14 protein-coding genes are annotated in these 17,002 nt (G+C 49.6%); 12 read left to right on the plus strand and 2 right to left on the minus strand.

Annotated features, from left to right (window positions below; all coding sequences use genetic code 11):
- Nucleotides 1-254: 254 nt before the first annotated feature.
- Nucleotides 255-1,733, plus strand: a complete 1,479-nt coding sequence (locus PGL01S_RS05385) for an Lsa family ABC-F type ribosomal protection protein (RefSeq protein WP_127492199.1) — start codon at nt 255-257, stop codon at nt 1,731-1,733.
- A 280-nt stretch (nt 1,734-2,013) separates the two neighbouring features.
- Entirely contained in the window at nt 2,014-4,452 is a 2,439-nt protein-coding gene (gene helD, locus PGL01S_RS05390; RefSeq protein ID WP_127492201.1) for an RNA polymerase recycling motor HelD, read from the plus strand.
- On the opposite strand, the gene PGL01S_RS05395 is transcribed toward helD, so the two are convergent.
- Nucleotides 4,437-5,327, minus strand: a complete 891-nt coding sequence (locus PGL01S_RS05395; protein WP_127492203.1) for a LysR family transcriptional regulator — start codon at nt 5,325-5,327, stop codon at nt 4,437-4,439. The genes helD and PGL01S_RS05395 overlap by 16 nt on opposite strands.
- A 122-nt stretch (nt 5,328-5,449) precedes the next feature.
- On the opposite strand from PGL01S_RS05395, the gene PGL01S_RS05400 reads away from it, so the two are divergent.
- The 4 genes from PGL01S_RS05400 to PGL01S_RS05415 all read left to right on the plus strand — a co-directional run bounded on the left by PGL01S_RS05400 (nt 5,450) and on the right by PGL01S_RS05415 (nt 9,339).
- On the plus strand, nt 5,450-6,928 hold the full coding sequence (locus PGL01S_RS05400; RefSeq protein WP_244935514.1) for a carboxylesterase/lipase family protein: 1,479 nt from the start codon (nt 5,450-5,452) through the stop codon (nt 6,926-6,928).
- Nucleotides 6,929-6,931: 3 nt separating this feature from the next.
- Complete coding sequence (locus PGL01S_RS05405) at nt 6,932-7,696, plus strand: sulfite exporter TauE/SafE family protein (RefSeq protein ID WP_127492207.1); 765 nt, start codon at nt 6,932-6,934, stop codon at nt 7,694-7,696.
- Between the two features lie 63 nt (nt 7,697-7,759).
- A complete protein-coding gene (locus PGL01S_RS05410) occupies nt 7,760-8,293 on the plus strand; it encodes a cysteine hydrolase family protein (RefSeq protein ID WP_244935515.1) in 534 nt (177 codons plus the stop codon).
- 80 nt (nt 8,294-8,373) lie between these two features.
- Nucleotides 8,374-9,339, plus strand: a complete 966-nt coding sequence (locus PGL01S_RS05415) for an acetylxylan esterase (RefSeq protein ID WP_127492211.1) — start codon at nt 8,374-8,376, stop codon at nt 9,337-9,339.
- 59 nt (nt 9,340-9,398) lie between these two features.
- On the opposite strand, the gene PGL01S_RS05420 is transcribed toward PGL01S_RS05415, so the two are convergent.
- Complete coding sequence (locus tag PGL01S_RS05420; RefSeq protein ID WP_127492213.1) at nt 9,399-11,150, minus strand: fibronectin type III domain-containing protein; 1,752 nt, start codon at nt 11,148-11,150, stop codon at nt 9,399-9,401.
- 331 nt (nt 11,151-11,481) lie between these two features.
- Between PGL01S_RS05420 and PGL01S_RS05425 the strand changes: the two genes are divergently transcribed.
- The 6 genes from PGL01S_RS05425 (at nt 11,482) to PGL01S_RS05450 (ending at nt 16,743) form a co-directional block, all read left to right on the plus strand.
- Nucleotides 11,482-11,985 carry a TetR/AcrR family transcriptional regulator gene (locus PGL01S_RS05425; RefSeq protein WP_307719630.1) on the plus strand — a complete coding sequence of 168 codons (504 nt, stop codon included), beginning with the start codon at nt 11,482-11,484 and terminating at the stop codon, nt 11,983-11,985.
- Nucleotides 11,986-12,123: 138 nt separating this feature from the next.
- Nucleotides 12,124-12,729 carry a pentapeptide repeat-containing protein gene (locus tag PGL01S_RS05430; protein ID WP_127492217.1) on the plus strand — a complete coding sequence of 202 codons (606 nt, stop codon included), beginning with the start codon at nt 12,124-12,126 and terminating at the stop codon, nt 12,727-12,729.
- A 116-nt stretch (nt 12,730-12,845) separates the two neighbouring features.
- Nucleotides 12,846-13,061, plus strand: coding sequence for a hypothetical protein (locus PGL01S_RS05435; protein ID WP_127492219.1), 216 nt, complete (start codon nt 12,846-12,848; stop codon nt 13,059-13,061).
- 1 nt (nt 13,062) lies between these two features.
- A complete protein-coding gene (locus tag PGL01S_RS05440) occupies nt 13,063-14,187 on the plus strand; it encodes a GerAB/ArcD/ProY family transporter (protein ID WP_127492221.1) in 1,125 nt (374 codons plus the stop codon).
- The gene (locus tag PGL01S_RS05445; RefSeq protein WP_127492223.1) at nt 14,168-15,523 is read left to right on the plus strand and encodes a spore germination protein; all 1,356 of its coding nucleotides are present in this window, start codon (nt 14,168-14,170) and stop codon (nt 15,521-15,523) included. Before PGL01S_RS05440 ends, PGL01S_RS05445 begins: the two co-directional genes overlap by 20 nt.
- 2 nt (nt 15,524-15,525) lie before the next feature.
- Nucleotides 15,526-16,743, plus strand: a complete 1,218-nt coding sequence (locus PGL01S_RS05450; RefSeq protein WP_127492225.1) for a Ger(x)C family spore germination protein — start codon at nt 15,526-15,528, stop codon at nt 16,741-16,743.
- Nucleotides 16,744-17,002 lie beyond the last annotated feature (259 nt).

The raw sequence follows: 17,002 nt of genomic DNA on the forward strand, positions 1-17,002 counted from the left end.
AATTTAAGGATTGGGGATGAAAAAGATATGTAGGATTTTCTTGCGACGGTATACGAGAATAAAACGAGCGATAACGATCTGTTTCGATTGTTTTATTTTTCTATGCGCAAGAGAGTTACTGCATCTTTTTCACTCAGGCGAATATTCTTGTCCACCCGTTAGATGGTAATCCAAGGGCTGGATTTGCCGTATTCATTTGAGCTGTGGGAAAGGTAACTTTCTTGCAGCTCTTTTTGATTACGGGGGGAATTCATATGTCACTGATTAATGTATCGAACCTTACGTTTGCCCATGAGGGCAGCTACGATAATATATTCGAGAATGTAAGCTTTCAGCTTGATACGAGCTGGAAGCTGGGCTTTACCGGACGAAACGGCCGGGGAAAAACGACCTTTATGAACCTGCTGCTAGGGAAATACGAATACAGCGGACATATTTCGGCCAACGTAACGTTCGAGTATTTCCCGTTTCGTGTAGAGCATCCGGAATATCTGACGACGGATGTCGTCGAGGAGATTTGTCCGGATTACCAGCAATGGGAGCTTGTGCGCGAATTGACGCTGCTGCAGGTATCCGACGATGTCCTCTACCGGCCGTTTAATACGTTGTCGAACGGGGAACAGACGAAGGTGCTGCTTGCCGCCTTATTTCTGAAAGAGGATAGCTTCCTGCTGATCGACGAGCCGACCAACCATCTGGATATGAACGCGCGGAAGCTGGTCAGCCAATATTTGAACAGCAAGAGCGGATTTATTCTCGTCTCCCATGACCGCACCTTCCTTGACCATTGCGTTGATCATATTCTTTCCATCAACCGAACGAATATCGAAATTCAGATGGGCAATTTCTCTGACTGGTGGGAGAACAAAGAACGGCAGGACCAATACGAGCTGGCGGAGAATGATAAGCTGAAGAAAGACATTAAGCGGTTGTCCGAGGCGGCGAAACGCACGAATAACTGGTCCCATGAAGTTGAGAAGACTAAGAACGGCACGAGAAACTCCGGCTCCAAGGTAGACAAAGGTTATATCGGACATAAAGCAGCCAAAATGATGAAGCGTTCGAAGTCGATGGAGCAGCGTCAGCAATCGGCAATCGAAGAGAAATCCACGCTGCTGAAAAACATTGAGTCTTCCGACAGCCTGAAGCTGGAGCAGCTCGTTTACCATAAGCCTCAGCTTGTGGAGCTGGAGCGGGTCTCGGTGTACTACGGCGATAAGCAAGTATGCACGGACGTCAGCTTTACGATCGAGCAGGGGGAACGGATTGCGCTATCCGGCCGTAACGGCTCCGGCAAATCCAGTCTTCTTAAGCTGATCATCGGAGAAGACCTGTCCTATACCGGGACCTTCCGCAAGGGAAGCAACCTCAAGATTTCTTATGTCTCCCAGGATACCTCCCACTTGCGGGGCAACCTGACGGATTACGCGAGAGAGCACGGAATTGACGAAAGTCTCTTTAAGGCTATTCTGCGCAAGCTGGATTTCTCCAGAATTCAGTTCGAGAAGGATATTTCCTCCTTCAGCGGAGGCCAGAAGAAGAAGGTTTTGATTGCGAAAAGCTTAAGCGAAAAAGCTCATCTTCATATTTGGGATGAACCGCTGAACTTTATCGATGTCATCTCCCGCATGCAGATCGAAGAGCTGCTGCTGGAGCATTCGCCAACTATTTTGTTTGTCGAGCATGACCGGGCTTTCTGCGAAAATATTGCGACCAAATTCGTTGAGCTGTAATGAAAAAGAAAAGGCCGTCCTTCGGTTTCGAAGGACGGCCTTGTTTGATGACGGATAAAAAATAAAAGCCCCGTATGGACAACGGGACGTAATTTACGATTGCGTATCAAAAAAAATCATGCTATAGTAATAAAACCTGTGCACGATAATTTTATGTAAGGGCGTAGTTAGAACATCTTATCTACACTTATATAATATCATGCGGCGCATGCGGTTGTCAAATGTCAAACGTTTATTTTCGAGATTTTTTTAAAAATCGAGAAGGAGTGTGTTTATATTTATGAAACAGAAAGAATGGAACCAGGAGCAAAACCGTCTAGATGAAGTGAAGGTTAGGCTTAAAGAAAAGATTGCAGAGCTCGAACCGGAAGTGGATACGCTGTACGGTCAGGCTTCGAATATACGCAGGCACTTCTGGGAGGAAGTAACCGTCAACACAAGCTCGGATGAGGATTTCGAAGAAACGTTCTTCAGCATCAATCAGCAGGCCGCGCTGTTATCGGAGCGGGAGCGAACTCACGAGAAACGGCGCCAGCAATGGAAAAGCCTGAAACGGCTTCAACAGTCTCCCTATTTCGGACGTATTGATTTTAAAGAGGACGGCTTGAATGAGGCAGAACAGGTCTATATCGGCTTGTCGTCGTTCTTGGCTTCGGACGGAATGAACTTCCTGGTCTACGATTGGCGGACGCCGATCGCCAGCCTTTATTACGATTATTCTCCGGGACCGGCTTCCTACGCTACGCCAGGCGGACAGATTAAAGGAAATATGGAGCTTAAACGGCAGTATCAGATTAAAGACGGCGAGCTGCTTAATTTCTTCGATGCCAGCGTCACGATAGGCGATTCGATGCTGCAGCAGGTGCTTGGCCAAGGCGCCAATAACCAGATGAAAAGCATCGTGGCGACGATTCAGAAGGAGCAAAACGCGATTATCCGTAATGATACGAGCCGAATGCTGATCGTGCAGGGAGTCGCCGGAAGCGGGAAAACCTCGGCAGCTCTTCAGCGGGCCGCGTATTTGCTCTATAAACATAGGGAGCGTCTGACGGCTGACCAGATCGTTCTTTTTTCGCCGAATCCAATGTTCAACAGTTACGTTTCTACCGTTCTTCCCGAGCTTGGCGAGGAAAACATGCAGCAGACGACCTTCCAGGAATATTTGGACTACTGGCTCGGAGCGGCCATGAAGCTGGAAGATCCGTTCGAGCAAATCGAATATGTGCTGACGCAGGAGTCGGCGGTCGGATACGAAGCGCGGGTTGACGGTATCCGGTACAAAGCATCCGAAGCTTTCCTGATTGCGCTGCAGAAATACGCGGGATGGTTAAGCAAGGAAGGCATGTTGTTTAAGAGTATACGTTTCCGGGACCGCGAACTGATTACCTCGAAGCAATTATACGAGCAATTTTACGGTTATGACGCGTCTGTCCGCCTGGCTAACCGGATTATCTTGCTGCAGGAATGGGTATTGAAGGAGCTGCGTAAATTCGCGCGCAACGAGCTGTCCGCGGAATGGGTCGATAAAGAGCTTGATTACCTTGATAACGAGCAATACGTGGAGGCTTACAGCGAGATCTTGAAGAAGTTCCAGCGGGACGAAGAGCTGTTTGACGTGTCCGAGCGTTATGCGAAAGCGCTGGATCGCGCCAACAAGTTTACGAATCAAGGCGAGGATCAAATCTTCGACTTCTCCGAGCAGCAGGAAGACCTGCTGCGCCAGATGATCGTGAAGGAGCATTTCAAGCCTTTGCGCCGGATGGTGAAGAAAATGAAGTTCGTGGATGTGAACGGTCTTTACGCGCAGCTGTTTGACGAAGAGGGATCGGCTTACAGCCGAATGACCGAAGGTACCGATGTGCCTGCTAACTGGCCGGAGATTTGCAGGCAGACGAAGGAGAAGCTGGGCAACCAAGAGTTGTTTTACGAAGACGCAACCCCTTATCTGTTCTTGAAGGAATTAATTGAAGGCTCCCGGATGAATACGATTGTCCGCCATATCTTCGTGGATGAAGGCCAGGATTATTCGCCATTCCAGTATGCGTTCCTTAAGAAGCTTTTCCCGAATGCCCGCATGACCGTGCTTGGTGATTTCGGCCAGGCGATCTTTACTCAATCTTCCAAGCTGGGCGGAGGAGATTCTCCGCTGCTTAAGCTGTACGGGGAAGAGAACACCACTCTCATTCCGCTCTTGCAAAGCTACCGGTCGACGAAAGAGATCGTGGAGTTCACGCGGCTGATGCTCCCTGGCGGCGAAGAGATTATTCCGTTCGAGCGTCATGGCAAAAAGCCGTTGATTACAACGGCTGGGAGCCGCGAAGCGCTGCTTCGCCAGCTTGTTCATGATCTGGAATCGCTCAAGGCGGAAGGGAACCGTTCAATCGCCGTTATCGCGAAGAATGCAGCCGAGAGCAAGGAAGCTTACGAGGCATTAACCTCAAGCGGAATGGAAGCTATTCGCCTGGTAACGACGGAAACCTTGACCTTCGAGTCCGGAATTATGGTTATCCCGGCTTATTTGGCCAAAGGAGTGGAATTCGACGCCGTCGCAATCTACGACGCATCGTTGGAGTCTTATAACCGCGAAAGCGAAAGAAAGCTGTTCTATACGGCATGTACTCGCGCGATGCATCAGCTCCAGCTCTATATTTGCGGGGAATGGGCGCCATATCTGAATGCCGTGAGCAGAGAGCTGTATGAACTTCAGGCTTTGGAATAAGCCTCGAACAGTTCCGAGAAGTACCGGATGGTACAATCCCGAAACGATGCGGCCGCTTGAGTCAGGTACCGTCCCTTGGGCCAATGAAGCGAGATGGATCTTTCGCAGTACCCTTCCTTCAAAGGGATGGTGACCACATCGGGTCCGGTTGAACCTCCCCAGGTGATGGCCGGAAGAAAAGCAAGGCCTTGACCAGCCCGTATGAGACCGCGGACAGTAGCCGGATCGTCGCTTTCGAACTGGATGCGCGGCGTAAATCCGGTAAGCCGACAGAAGGCATCCGTTGTCTCGCGCAGCGATTTGCCGGGAGGAAGGCTGATGAATCGTTCCTCTTTCAATTCCTCCAGGCTGATCCGGTCGCACCTCGCAAGAGGATGCTCGGAAGGCAGCGCGACGACAATCTTCTCCCGCAGCAAAGCGACCGAATGGCAGCCGGGAGGAGGAACGGCGCCGTCTGACAGGCATAAATCAAAGTCAAAAGCGTGTTCGCTTGGCAACGCGTGCTGAAGCAAATGGAATTGCGTATCCGGCTTGCTTTTGCGGAATTCGGCAAGGAGACCCGGCAGGAGATGAGAGGAGACGCGTACATCCAGCGTGATGTATTCGGAAGGAGATTCAACTAGATCCTGCAGCTCCCGCTTTCCATCCTCCAAAGCTTGAAGCGCGATATCCACCTTGCTCAGAAAATGAATGCCATGCTCATTTAGCCGGATTGATTTGTTGGTGCGCTCGAACAGCTTAACTCCCAGCTCCGCTTCGAGGGAAGCGATCATTTTGCTAAGAGCAGGCTGGGAAATATGCAAATGCCGTGCAGCTTGCGTCATATGCTGCAAACGCGCGGTCGTCTGAAAATATTTTAATTGCAGGAGCTCCATTGGACTCACCTTGTCTTTCTTATTTGTTATAACCTGTAGATTATGGTTGCTATGCCTAAATATATATTAGAGTTCATGGATTCTCAAGACTATAATGGTCACATCACAATACGAATGGGAGAATGGCTCTAGTGATTATTCAAACGTCATCTGGACACGTAAAAGGCGTTCAATTAAACGGATGTTATGTATATAGAGGAATTCCGTATGCGCAAGCTCCGGTCGGGGAGCTGAGGTTCAAGCCGCCTCAAGCCCCTCCGGCATGGGAGGGAGTTCGGGACTGCCGTTCTTTTGGGCCAATCGCCTATCAGAATGTTGACCCTAACCGTACTTTCCCGGAGCTTGCGTACTCCGAGGACTGTCTGAATCTGAATGTCTGGACGTCCGGTCCTGCGGAGCAGCTTCGTCCTGTTGTTGTTTATATCCATGGCGGGGGATTTATAGGCGGGAAGGGTGCGGACTGTGACGGCAGCCGTTATGCCGCGGAAGAAGATTTCGTATTCGTCTCGCTGAACTACCGGCTTGGAGCGCTAGGCTTTCTTGCCTTGGAAGAGATTCTTGGCGAGGAATACGCGTCATCCGGAAATAACGGCATGCTGGACATTATCGCGGCATTGCGCTGGGTGCAGAACAATATCGCTGCCTTTGGCGGCGATCCCTCCAACGTGACCGTGATGGGGAACTCCGCCGGCGCCAAGTGTACGGCAACCTTGTATACGATGAAGGCTGGCGAAGGACTGTTCCAGCGGGCGGTAGCCCAGAGCGGGGCAACTCAATCCATAAGAGACAAGAAGACGGCTGCTTTAACAGCAAGCCGACTTCTTAAGGCATTAGGGTTGAAGCCGGAAGATGCGAGGCAGCTTCTCGAATTGCCCGCAGAGCAGCTCATCCAGGCTCAAATGAAAGTAGGACCGGACACGGCGGGAAATCTTCATATGTTTGGCCCCGTTGCGGACGGGGTTCTTATTCCAATTGATCCGATCCATTATCTCCAAGAAGCAGAGAAGCTGCCGCCGCTCTTGATCGGATCAAACGAAGACGAAGCGGCAATGTTTATCTATTATGATCCGGGCTTACAGAAGCCTGATGCAGACACGTTAAGTAGACTGTTTGGCGAGAATCAGCAGGAAGTATGGCATTCCTTCTTCCGTCATTCCGAGACGTTACCCGTGGAAAAGGCATGGAGCAAAGCGTTGACCGAGCATTTGTACGCGATTGGCTGCATGCAGCTCGCGCAGGCGGTTGCGGCTTCGGGTGCTCCGGTATGGATGTACAGGCTAACGTACGGAGGCTGGCTTGGGGCTACTCACGGTTACGAAGGCAGCTTGATTAACTATGCGGAAAACAAAGCGCGAGTTCTCTCCAATGATGCAAACGATCCTTATTTCATTGCGGATGAAGCCGCAGGTCTAGCTTCCGGCATGCGCTCAGCGTGGAACGCGTTCATCCGCTGCGGTGACCCTAACACCCCTGAGCTGCCTGCGTGGCCGGAATATGGTCCTAATCAATCCGTCATGATGCTTCAACCGGATAGCTTTGTTCAAGAAAACTTAACGCCGCCAATGGGGATTTCCGTGCAGCATCAGGTTTGGAGGACGTAAGAAATGATATTTGTTGAAGTAACAGCCGCAATGCTGCTTCTGGGGTTATTGCTTGGATTCGTTGGGGCAGGTGGATCGGGTTTTATTATTGCGATCTTAACGGTTGCATTCGGTTATCCGATTCATACGGCGCTTGGCACGGCTCTTGCGGCTATGTTCTTTTCTTCGTTATCCGGGTCTGTCAGCCATTACCGCGAAGGCAATATGATTCTGAAGACCGGCGCCATCGTTGGCTTGGCAGGCGCGGCAGGCGCCTGGGTCAGCTCGGGCTGGTCTTCCTTTATTCCGGAGGACAAGTTAGGCTGGATGACTTCGGGCATGCTGTTCAGCTCCGGTCTGGCTCTCTGGTTCAGAATGGTCTATCAGGCTAAGCATGGCGGGAAAAGCTCGTCCGCACAAATGAAAACCAGCGGCATGAAGTACTATGCATCTGCTGTCTCAATCGGATTAGTTACAGGGGCATTGTCCGGACTGTTCGGGATTGGCTCAACGCCCTTTATCCAGCTTGGGCTTATGCTCCTTCTTGGCATGTCCATGCGTTTCGCGGCAGGAACGACAATGCTCGTTATTATGCCCATCGCATTAGCGGGGGGAGCCGGATATTACTCTGTCGGTTATCTGGACATTCAACTGCTTATCGCCGTTGTGATCGGCACGATGCTTGGCTCTTATACCGGAGCGAAATTCACGAAACGCGTGCCGGCGGTTATGCTCAAAACCTGCATGGTGCTGACGCCAATGCTTGGTGCTGCGATTTTGCTCCTTTAAAAAGGACTCCGGAAGGGTTGCAGCGAACTCCTTATTATCCTAATGCGATTAAAGGGGGCTGAAATGCTAGTGAGCAAGGATACTGCGTTAATGGTTATCGATGTTCAGAACGGCATGTTTCTGGAGGAGTATCCCATCCACGAAGAGGAAAGGCTGTTAAACCGTATTAACCTGCTTCTCGCCAAAGCGCGGGAAAGTCAGATTCCGGTTATCTATGTGCAGCATAACGAGGAACTGGGAACACCGCTGGAGACTCATTCACCGGGATGGGAGATTCACTCCGCGGTCGCGCCGGCTTCTCAAGATCTTGTTATTCAGAAATACGTGCCGGATTCTTTCCACGAGACTAATCTTCAGGAGGAACTGACCACCAGAGGGATTAATAAGCTGGTTCTGTCCGGTCTGCAGACGGATTGTTGCATTGACGCGACATCCCGGCGAGCGGTTGAACTGGGCTACGACGTGACGGTAGTCAAGGATGCTCACAGCACATGCGGACAAGGCTCCCGCACTGCGGCGCAGATCGTTGACGAGTACAACCAGTCATTTGCCGAACGAGTAAATCTCATCGAAGCATCTGAGATTGAATTTAATTAACTCCATTAATTATAGGTTAAATTTTTAATTAACGAAGTTAATTGTTAATCACACGAATAACGAAGGAGTTCGCCTAAGAGATGGGTTATATCGAAGAAGTAACCAAGGACTTATATCATTACCTTCCTCCATTAACGGGCAAGGATGACCTCGATTCGTTCTGGAGCGCGACGATTGAACAGGCAAAGTCAGTGCCGCTTCAGCCGGAACGGACAGAGATTAATTATTCCAGCAAGCATGTCAAGGTATATGATATCGCGTTTAACGGCTTGGATGAGACGAGAATCCGCGGCTGGCTAATTGTCCCCGCCTTTCTGAAGCAAGAAAAATATCCGTGCCTTATCCATTACCATGGCTTCTCGGGAAGCCGGGGAGAGCCTGCCGGCCATATGCATTGGGTGATGATGGGCATGGCTGTTCTTGCAGTGGACTGCCGGGACCAGGGAGGCCCGACGGGCAACAGCGTGAGCTATACGCATGGCTTCCTCTCGAATGTCGCCAGCAAAGGCGTACATAACAAATGGGAATATTATTACCGGTATGCTTATATGGACTGTCTGAAAGCTATCGATTTTGCATGCGCGCAGGCGGATATTGACCCCGACAAATTGATCATCGAAGGCGGAAGCCAAGGCGGGGCTCTCGGCATGGCAGTTGTTGCGCTGGACAACCGTCCGAAGCTTGCCATGGTGGATGTTCCGAGCAACAGCAATCTGGTAGCCCGCATTGAAGGGAATCACGGGGCGTTTGGCGCGGTAGCCGAATATTTGAAGCGGCATCCGGAACAAACCGATCTTGTCATGGACAACTTAAGCTATTTCGATACGATGAATCTGGCTCATCGGATTGCTTGCCCGGTGCTGGCATCGGTTGCGTTGAAGGACGAAACCTGCCCAGCCCAAATGTATTTTGCCACCTACAATCGCATTCAAACGGAGAAAGAGATCGTCATTTATCCGTTTAACGGGCATGAAGGCGGAGGCGGCAGGCAGACCGAGGTGAAACTGGCCTATCTAGCCGAGCATTTCAGCGAATGGTTTGAATAGGGGAAAGCAAAAGGAGCTTATGACCGACGATATCTCGTTGGCATAAGCTCCTTTATGGTTTATGGCAAAGTTGTGAGATACGGCTTCACGGTTCTGGCCAATAAATAACTGCTTGATGCATCCCAGTTAATCGACCAGGTCATCGCGCCGCGGAAATCCGGATATTTCGCAACCGGCTTATACGTGCCGCAATCGCTTCCAGTAGCCAGACATTTAACCGCATGGTTCACAACCGCGGGAGCGACGTAACCGCCGCCTGCCGCCGATGTCGTAGCCGGTACGCCTATACCTAGCTGCGATGGGGCAACCCATTGCAGCGTAAGGTCGGAAAGGGCGGTCAGGAAATCAACGGTGCCTTGGGAATAACATTTGCCGTCACGGCCCAGCATGCAGCCGGAGTTATAGTACTGAACATTAATGACCGAAGTGATATCCTTCAGGTTGTTATAAAGCTGCATATAAGAGGTATTCGCATTTTGCATGTCAATGGTTTGCGGCGCCATGGTCAGAACAAAGCCGGAGCCGACCTTTTGCTGAAGCTGGCGGACCGCGGAGGTGAGATTCGCTACATTCATGCCGTTCTCCAGATCGATGTCGATGCCGTCGAAACCAAACTGGGTAATGAGACCGTACATGCTGTCGACAAAGTTAGTTACGTTAGGCGAAGCGCTATTCAAATTAATGTTGCCTTTCTCGCCGCCAACGGACAAAATGACTTTTTTTCCTTGCGCATGCTTTTGGCTAATATCGTTAATAAGATTGGCGTTGGTATAGCCGCCAAGCGCCGAGGACAAGCCCGAATCCACGCTGAACGTGACTCCGCCGGGTTTGGCTGAGTCCATTTCGGCAAAGGACACAACGATAATATCGTATTCGCTTGGCACATCGCCAAGCTTTACGTTAGTAGCTCCATTCACGAAGTTCTGCCAGTAGCCGGTCAAGGTATGCTTAGGCAGGCTGCCGCCGCCCGTATTGGCTGGGCTTGTAGTAACGCTTAACGTGTTGCTTGCCGCGGATACATTGCCGGCCGCGTCTTTTGCTTTGACCGTAAAGCTATATGCCGTAGAAGCGGTGAGACCCGTAACCGTAGCGGCTGTGCCTGTAACGGAAAGGGCGAGCGTCGTTCCTCTATAGACATCATAGCCGGTTACGCCAACGTTATCGGTGGCAGCATTCCATGCAAGCGATACGCTGGTTGAAGAGGTTGCCGTTGAACGCAAGCTGGCAGGGGCCGAAGGGGCCGTCTGGTCGGCCGCCGGGGCTGAGGTTGTGGCACTGACCGCCGTGCTGGCTGCCGAGGCGTTGCCGGCCGCATCCTTTGCTTTTACGGTATAGGAGTAGGAAGTATTGGCGTTAAGTCCCGTATTGGTAAATGTAAGAGTGCTGCCGTTCGTGCTGCCCGCAAGCGCGGATCCGCGGTAGACATCGTAGCCGGTTACTCCGACGTTATCGGTGGATGCATTCCAGGCGATCGAAACGCTGGATGAAGTAGTCGAAGTAACCCTGACATTGCCCGGTACGGTTGGTGCAGAGGTGTCTCCACCGCCTCCGCCCTGCACAGGGCTCCATAAGGCAGGAACAACAGGCGGTTCCCAACCGGTGAGGGAGGTGTGGCTCTGAATGCATTTGTAGGTGGTGCCGTTGTATGTAACGGTGTCGTTAACGGCATAGGACACATTCGGAGTCCAGGTACCGCGGTCTGCGGCGGTTGCCGCCGTTGGAATAAACGTCAGCAGCAGGGAGAGAGCCAAAACTAAGAATAGTAGTCTGCGGGTGAAGGCTTGATGAGGGGAGCTAGCATGTTTCATCATGAATTCCTCCTATTCAAACTGAACTATCTTGCAGGACTATTATGAAATGGCAAAAGGTTTCTCTCAAGGAGGAAAAATCTGTGATCGCGGGATACAATTTCATTCGCGGAGTGACGCGATATGCTTACCCCGTATTAGCGTCAGCTCTAATTATTTGACAAGCTGTCTATTATCCGTTAGGTTTGCAACTTTTTTTCTGCCGAGATGATGCTATACTAATAGGACTGGAACTTGCGATAAATAGATAGTCATGAGGTGTAGTAGGACAATGAACGAGAATGATCTTAGAATAATAAAGACGAAGAGGGCTTTGCACGAGGGTTTGCTAGCCTTGCTTAAAAAGCAGACTTTGGAGTCCATCTCCGTCTCCGTGCTGTGCCGCGAAGCCAGCGTGAATCGGGGGACCTTTTATTTGCATTACAACGATGTAGGCGCATTATTCGACGAGCATCTGAATAGCTTGCTCAAGGATCTGGAGGAGTCTTATTACGAGCCTTACCGGCATGTGAGCGAACTCAATCACAGCATGATCGATCCTGGAACCATCCGGATTTTCCACCATGTGAAGAAGTACCAGCCCTTCTATGAAATCGTGTTTGACAAAAGATCTTCCATTTCCTACTACTACTCCTTATTCGAGAAGATCAAGGCACTTATCGTTGAAAGTACGGGGCTTAGCGGACAGAGCAATGCGTTTATCGTTGCCTATCAGGTAAATGCAATCATGGGACTGCTAATTCAATGGAATGAAGAAGGCTTCAGCCAGACGCCCGAGCATATGAGCGAGCAGTTGAGTTATATTTTCAGAACGCTGTATCAAGCCCCAACCCATTAAAAAGAAACCGCGCATGCGGTTTTTTTGTTTTGCTCCGCATAGAAAAATAAATCGCTTGACTTACCGCCGCGTTCATACGGGGGCTTGACAACCGTGTGCTATAGTAAGAAGCGAATGAACGTTTCATGGGAGGAAAAAATGTTCCAATACAATGATCAAACCTATACAAGCGTTAATTTTGGCACGCAAGATTTAAGATTCGGCGAGCTGATCAACTGTACGTTCGTCCGCTGCTCGTTCGCAAGCGGTTCGCTGGAAGAACTGAGCTCCGTAAACTGCAGGTTCGTCGAATGCGATTTCCGCGGCGCTATGCTAAACGGGTCGATTCATAAGGAATCCGCGTTCGAGAATTGCAATTTCAGCGGGGCAAATTTGTTTGTCGTGAAATTTGACGCCTGCAAAATGACGGGCTCGGATTTCACCAACTCCACGATGGACGGGATCAGCATCACCCAAGGAGATTGGTCATACACCAATCTGCGTCATGTTCGGCTGGCGAAGCAGGATCTGAGGGGGATCAAGTTTCATGAGGCCGATCTGTCCGGCGCGAATTTGGAGAAAGCCGATCTTCGGGACTCCGATCTGTCGATGGCCGTGCTGGCCAAAGCGAAGCTGCAAGATACCGACGTAAGAGGGGCAAAGATGGAGGGTGTGGATTTCAAATCACTCTCGGTTGCCGGCTTGCGAATGGATCGTGAGCAAACCGTCTTATTTGCGATGTCGCATGGGGCGAAGGTAAAGTGAAAAACGCTTAAATTGGTTGGTAAAGAGCCGTGCTATCCCTAGCACGGCTCTTTAGGCTGTGCATGTTTTTTCCAAGCCATTGGCATCCTAAGGAAATCAAGGCGAGGAGAGCGGACATGAAACGAACGTACTTTTTTATTCTTATTTTAGTCATGGTGAGCGCATTGGATATTTTGTGCTTGTTCCATAACGAGCAATGGAATTTTCTTGTGATGTATTCGCAACGCAAAAAGCTGGTGGCTGCATGCTTGCTAATTCTGGTGGCCACCGTTTATTCCATAGTGTTGGATTGGAAAGACGGGAGAAACTCTCATACGAAGGGGAGCGAATGACATGATCAGAAAAATGGACGGTTATTCTCCCTTGCAAATTTTCATTGTCATCTTCTTGTTTCTAGAAGGAACGGCAATTCTAATAAATCTGGCACCCGATCTGGGACGGGATGCGTGGATTGCAACGCTCTTCTGCACCTTTATCGGCATGTTTCTGATCTGGTGGTTTTTCTTCCTGCTTCGGAATACCAATCAGAGACATATTTACGCCGTCCTCCAGCAAGGTCTGGGGAAGATAGGCGGTTCGATTGTTGGTGTTGTCTATATCACTTATTTCATCTATATCTGCGCGCGAGATATGAGGGATTTCTCCGAATTGATTACAAATGCCGTGCTTCCGTCCATTCCCTTGGAATGGACCACTTTATGCTTTACGGTAACGGTTATTTACGTGCTGCGCTGCGGCGTTCAAAATTTCGTTAATCTTTTTGTCCTTTTCGGTTACGTGTTTGCAGCTATTTTTGTCGTATTCCTCGTTCTCGTCATCGCGGATGGCGAGCTTGATTTCCACAACCTGCTGCCGATTATGGGCGATGGCATCGGTCCCATGCTCCCGTCAACCTTTACGCAAGTGCTCGAATTTCCATTCGGCGAGCTTATTGCCTTCACTGCTTTTGCAGGCATGCTGTATCCGAATCTCTCCGGTAAAGTGATGCGCGCAAGCCTACTCTCCGTTCTCGCAGCAGGCATGGTCTTGACGGTAACGATTATCGTAGAGCTTGTGACGTTTGGACCTTCGATACGCGAACGAGCCATGTTTCCGCTTGTCAGCGCATCGAGGAATATATCCATCGGCAACTTCATTGAACGCATTGAGATGATTGTCATATTTGCCATTTTGCTCGCCGCCATTGTCAAGGTGTGCATTTTCGCTTACGCAGCCTTGCAAGGGGTTGTCTGGTATACGGGAAAATCCTATAACAGCCTTATAATTCCTTATGTGCTGCTGACTGCCGAAATTTCTTATTACGTATCCAACAATATGTCGGATCATATCATGGTCGGACTGAGCTTTGTTCCGATTTATATCCATATCCCGCTTCAATTTGCCGTGCCGGCTATACTGCTTGTCTTCATCAAGATGAGATCCCGATGGAGGAAACGAGATGACCAAACCGCTGTATGAAACATGGGATGAGCTGGAGGAAACGTTCGAACTAACCTTTGGAAAAACGACGGACTTCGTAAAAGTACCCGTCTTGTTCAACGGGCGAAAATGCTGGATCCTGTACTATTCCAGCCTCGTCGGCAGCAGCGAATTGTCCAGCCTTCTGATGCTGCCATTTAATCTGCATGCGGCAAAATCGGAAAATGTGGAGCAATTTCGCGCAACCGCGCTAGCTTCTTTGAACTACATGTATATTAATGATTGGATCGTGATCGCTAGGCAATTGAACAAAAACTCCGTCTGCATTCTGGCAGAAGGGGAGCAGGAGGCTCTTACGGTTGAAATTGGCGGATATGCGGAGCGCAGCATAAGCGAGCCCGTTATTCAGCCTAGCATTTACGGGCCCAAGATCGCGTTTACGGAATCCATTGTGACCAATATCAGCATCCTGCGAAGAGTTCTTCGGACAAAATCGCTGCAAATGGAATCCTTCGACACTTCAAGCGATATGGTGACAGGCACCGTTCTGGTCTACTTGGAGGATGTAATCGAACCGGATTTGCTGAATGAAGCCAAACGAAGAATTCAGTCTTTGGAAGGCAAGAAAGTAACGACCTCCACTCATTTGATGAAAGAGCTCAGGGATGATAAAAAGACGAATTTTTTTCCAACCTTAATGGTTACCGAACGTCAGGATGCTTGCATCGCCCAGCTAATGGAGGGAAGGGCCGTTGTTTTTATTGACGGAAGCCCGAGCGGAATTATCCTGCCGGCCGTCTTCCAGGATTTCTTCAGGTCGTCCGAGGATGCTTATTTGCCTAGGCCGATGATGATTTTTTTGAGAGTCCTCAGATATTGCGCGTTTTTCATCGCACTGCTGCTTCCCGGAATTTATATCGGAGTGATCAATTACAATTACGAGATCATTCCCATTAATCTTGCGATTGAAATTGCGGGCCTTCGCAGCAACCTGCCGTTCCCGTCGGTCATCGAATTGCTGCTGGTTGAAGCCGCTTTCGAAATTATGAGAGAAGGGTCGATCCGGATGCCCAAGATTGTTGGCAATGCGTTAACCGTAGTAGGGGCATTGGTAATCGGGGATGCGGCCGTTCAAGCGGGAATTGTTTCAATCGTCGTGATTATCGTCGTTGCCTTTACGGGATTAAGCAGCTACGCGTTTCCGTATTATAATTTTGCGTTCAGCGTCAGATTGCTGCGATTTATCTTCATAGGCGTTGCTAGCATGCTGGGGATTTACGGCGTATTTCTGGGATGCATCATTCTATTCGCGTATCTCGTTAGCCAGCGCTCATACGGATATCCTTATTTGCAATTGAATGCTAAGAGGTCTTAATCATGTACCCATTCAAAAAGATGATGGCCGGCCTGCTTAGCTTGACATTGGTAGCGTTGTTGGGAGGATGCGGTGACCGGGTTGAACCCGGCCATTTGCTGGTTGTTACCGCGGTTGGAGTGACAAAGGGCGATAAAGGAAAATACCACTTTTATTTCGAAGGAATCAATCCTTCCGAATTTACGGAAACCAAGCGGCAGAGCATATCCAATTCCTTTTTGTTCGACAATGAAGCGGATGCCCTGTCAGGAGCGATCAGCGCAATCTCGCAGGAAATACCGCTTAAGCCGGAGTTCAGCCATATGCAATTAATGGCTGTAGACCGGGAGCTTCTGCAAAACGGCGACTACGGTTATTTGGATTTTATGGATCGTTTCGACCAAATCCGCAACAACTTGACTCTTGTTGCCGTAAACGGAAAGGATTTGAGGCATGTTTTCTCCACCACTTCACCGGGTTTAACGATTCCCTCCTTTGGTATTCTCATGCAGCTTAATGAGCTGCATGAGAAGGTGGGAGGCAACTATCCGACTACCTTGCTGCGGTTCATGAAGAGTCTGACGGAAACCGGCAGCAATCCGGTCCTTCCGCTCGTGCAGATCAAGAATCCAAGCGAGAAGGCCGAGACGATGGATTATGCCAAGGAACTTAATAAACAGACGAGCATGGACCTGCATTCCATTGCCGTTTTCCGGGAAGAAAAGATGGTTGGCGAGCTGAAGGACCTAGAAGCCAGGAATGTGATTGTACTTCAGAATCAAGCAAAAAACACGATTTATAATTACAGCTGCAGTCCGAATAAATATATCAGCATTGCTTTGCAGTATATTGCCGTTAAGAAAAAAGTGGTTTATCAAACGGATAAACCCATTCTCAAGGTATACATGCATGCCACGGGGACGATTAACTCGATACAATGCGCGAATTACTTTACCGGAAAGTCCAAGGACTATATAAGGATCAACAAGGAATTGGATAAAACCATCGAAAAGGAATTAGCTTCCACGATCGATAAAGTGCAGAAAAAGTATAAATCCGATATTTTCGGCTTTGGCGAGAAGCTGCGAATGTCCGATTACAAGAAGTTCAAAGAGGTGAAGGACCGGTGGGACGATGAATTTGCCGGTGCTGCCGTTGAGGTCGTCGTTCACGTCAATGTTCAGCGCTCAGGCATCAGGGGTGAACCGTTTATGAATCGCATTAAGAATAAGAAGTACTAGTATAGCACCGCTAGCAACAATTACTGCCTGCTTCACGTTAAAAGGGTAATGGATGGCAATCGTTTTACCGGGGAGAGGTAGAGATGAAGAGAACAACCGTTTCCAAAATGCTCGTTATCGCCCTTGCGCTTAGTATGGCGGCCATCCTGCTAAGCGTATTTGGTTTGGGTTATTTACTCCGTACGGTTTGAAATTTGTTTGCGGGCGAATAAAAAATCGCTTGACGGTTCATTCTAATCAAAGCTATTATAGACACATT

The organism is Paenibacillus glycanilyticus NBRC 16618, from assembly GCF_004000805.1.
In the GTDB taxonomy this organism is placed as follows: domain Bacteria; phylum Bacillota; class Bacilli; order Paenibacillales; family Paenibacillaceae; genus Pristimantibacillus; species Pristimantibacillus glycanilyticus.

Excerpts from the sequence above, each read along its gene's own strand:
- PGL01S_RS05385 (WP_127492199.1), top strand. The coding sequence starts at position 255 with ATGTCACTGATTAATGTATCGAACCTTACGTTTGCCCATGAGGGCAGC.
- helD (WP_127492201.1), top strand. The coding sequence starts at position 2,014 with ATGAAACAGAAAGAATGGAACCAGGAGCAAAACCGTCTAGATGAAGTG.
- PGL01S_RS05395 (WP_127492203.1), bottom strand. The coding sequence starts at position 5,327 with ATGGAGCTCCTGCAATTAAAATATTTTCAGACGACCGCGCGTTTGCAG.
- PGL01S_RS05400 (WP_244935514.1), top strand. The coding sequence starts at position 5,450 with ATGGCTCTAGTGATTATTCAAACGTCATCTGGACACGTAAAAGGCGTT.
- PGL01S_RS05405 (WP_127492207.1), top strand. The coding sequence starts at position 6,932 with ATGATATTTGTTGAAGTAACAGCCGCAATGCTGCTTCTGGGGTTATTG.
- PGL01S_RS05410 (WP_244935515.1), top strand. The coding sequence starts at position 7,760 with ATGCTAGTGAGCAAGGATACTGCGTTAATGGTTATCGATGTTCAGAAC.
- PGL01S_RS05415 (WP_127492211.1), top strand. The coding sequence starts at position 8,374 with ATGGGTTATATCGAAGAAGTAACCAAGGACTTATATCATTACCTTCCT.
- PGL01S_RS05420 (WP_127492213.1), bottom strand. The coding sequence starts at position 11,150 with ATGATGAAACATGCTAGCTCCCCTCATCAAGCCTTCACCCGCAGACTA.
- PGL01S_RS05430 (WP_127492217.1), top strand. The coding sequence starts at position 12,124 with ATGTTCCAATACAATGATCAAACCTATACAAGCGTTAATTTTGGCACG.
- PGL01S_RS05435 (WP_127492219.1), top strand. The coding sequence starts at position 12,846 with ATGAAACGAACGTACTTTTTTATTCTTATTTTAGTCATGGTGAGCGCA.
- PGL01S_RS05440 (WP_127492221.1), top strand. The coding sequence starts at position 13,063 with ATGATCAGAAAAATGGACGGTTATTCTCCCTTGCAAATTTTCATTGTC.
- PGL01S_RS05445 (WP_127492223.1), top strand. The coding sequence starts at position 14,168 with ATGACCAAACCGCTGTATGAAACATGGGATGAGCTGGAGGAAACGTTC.
- PGL01S_RS05450 (WP_127492225.1), top strand. The coding sequence starts at position 15,526 with ATGTACCCATTCAAAAAGATGATGGCCGGCCTGCTTAGCTTGACATTG.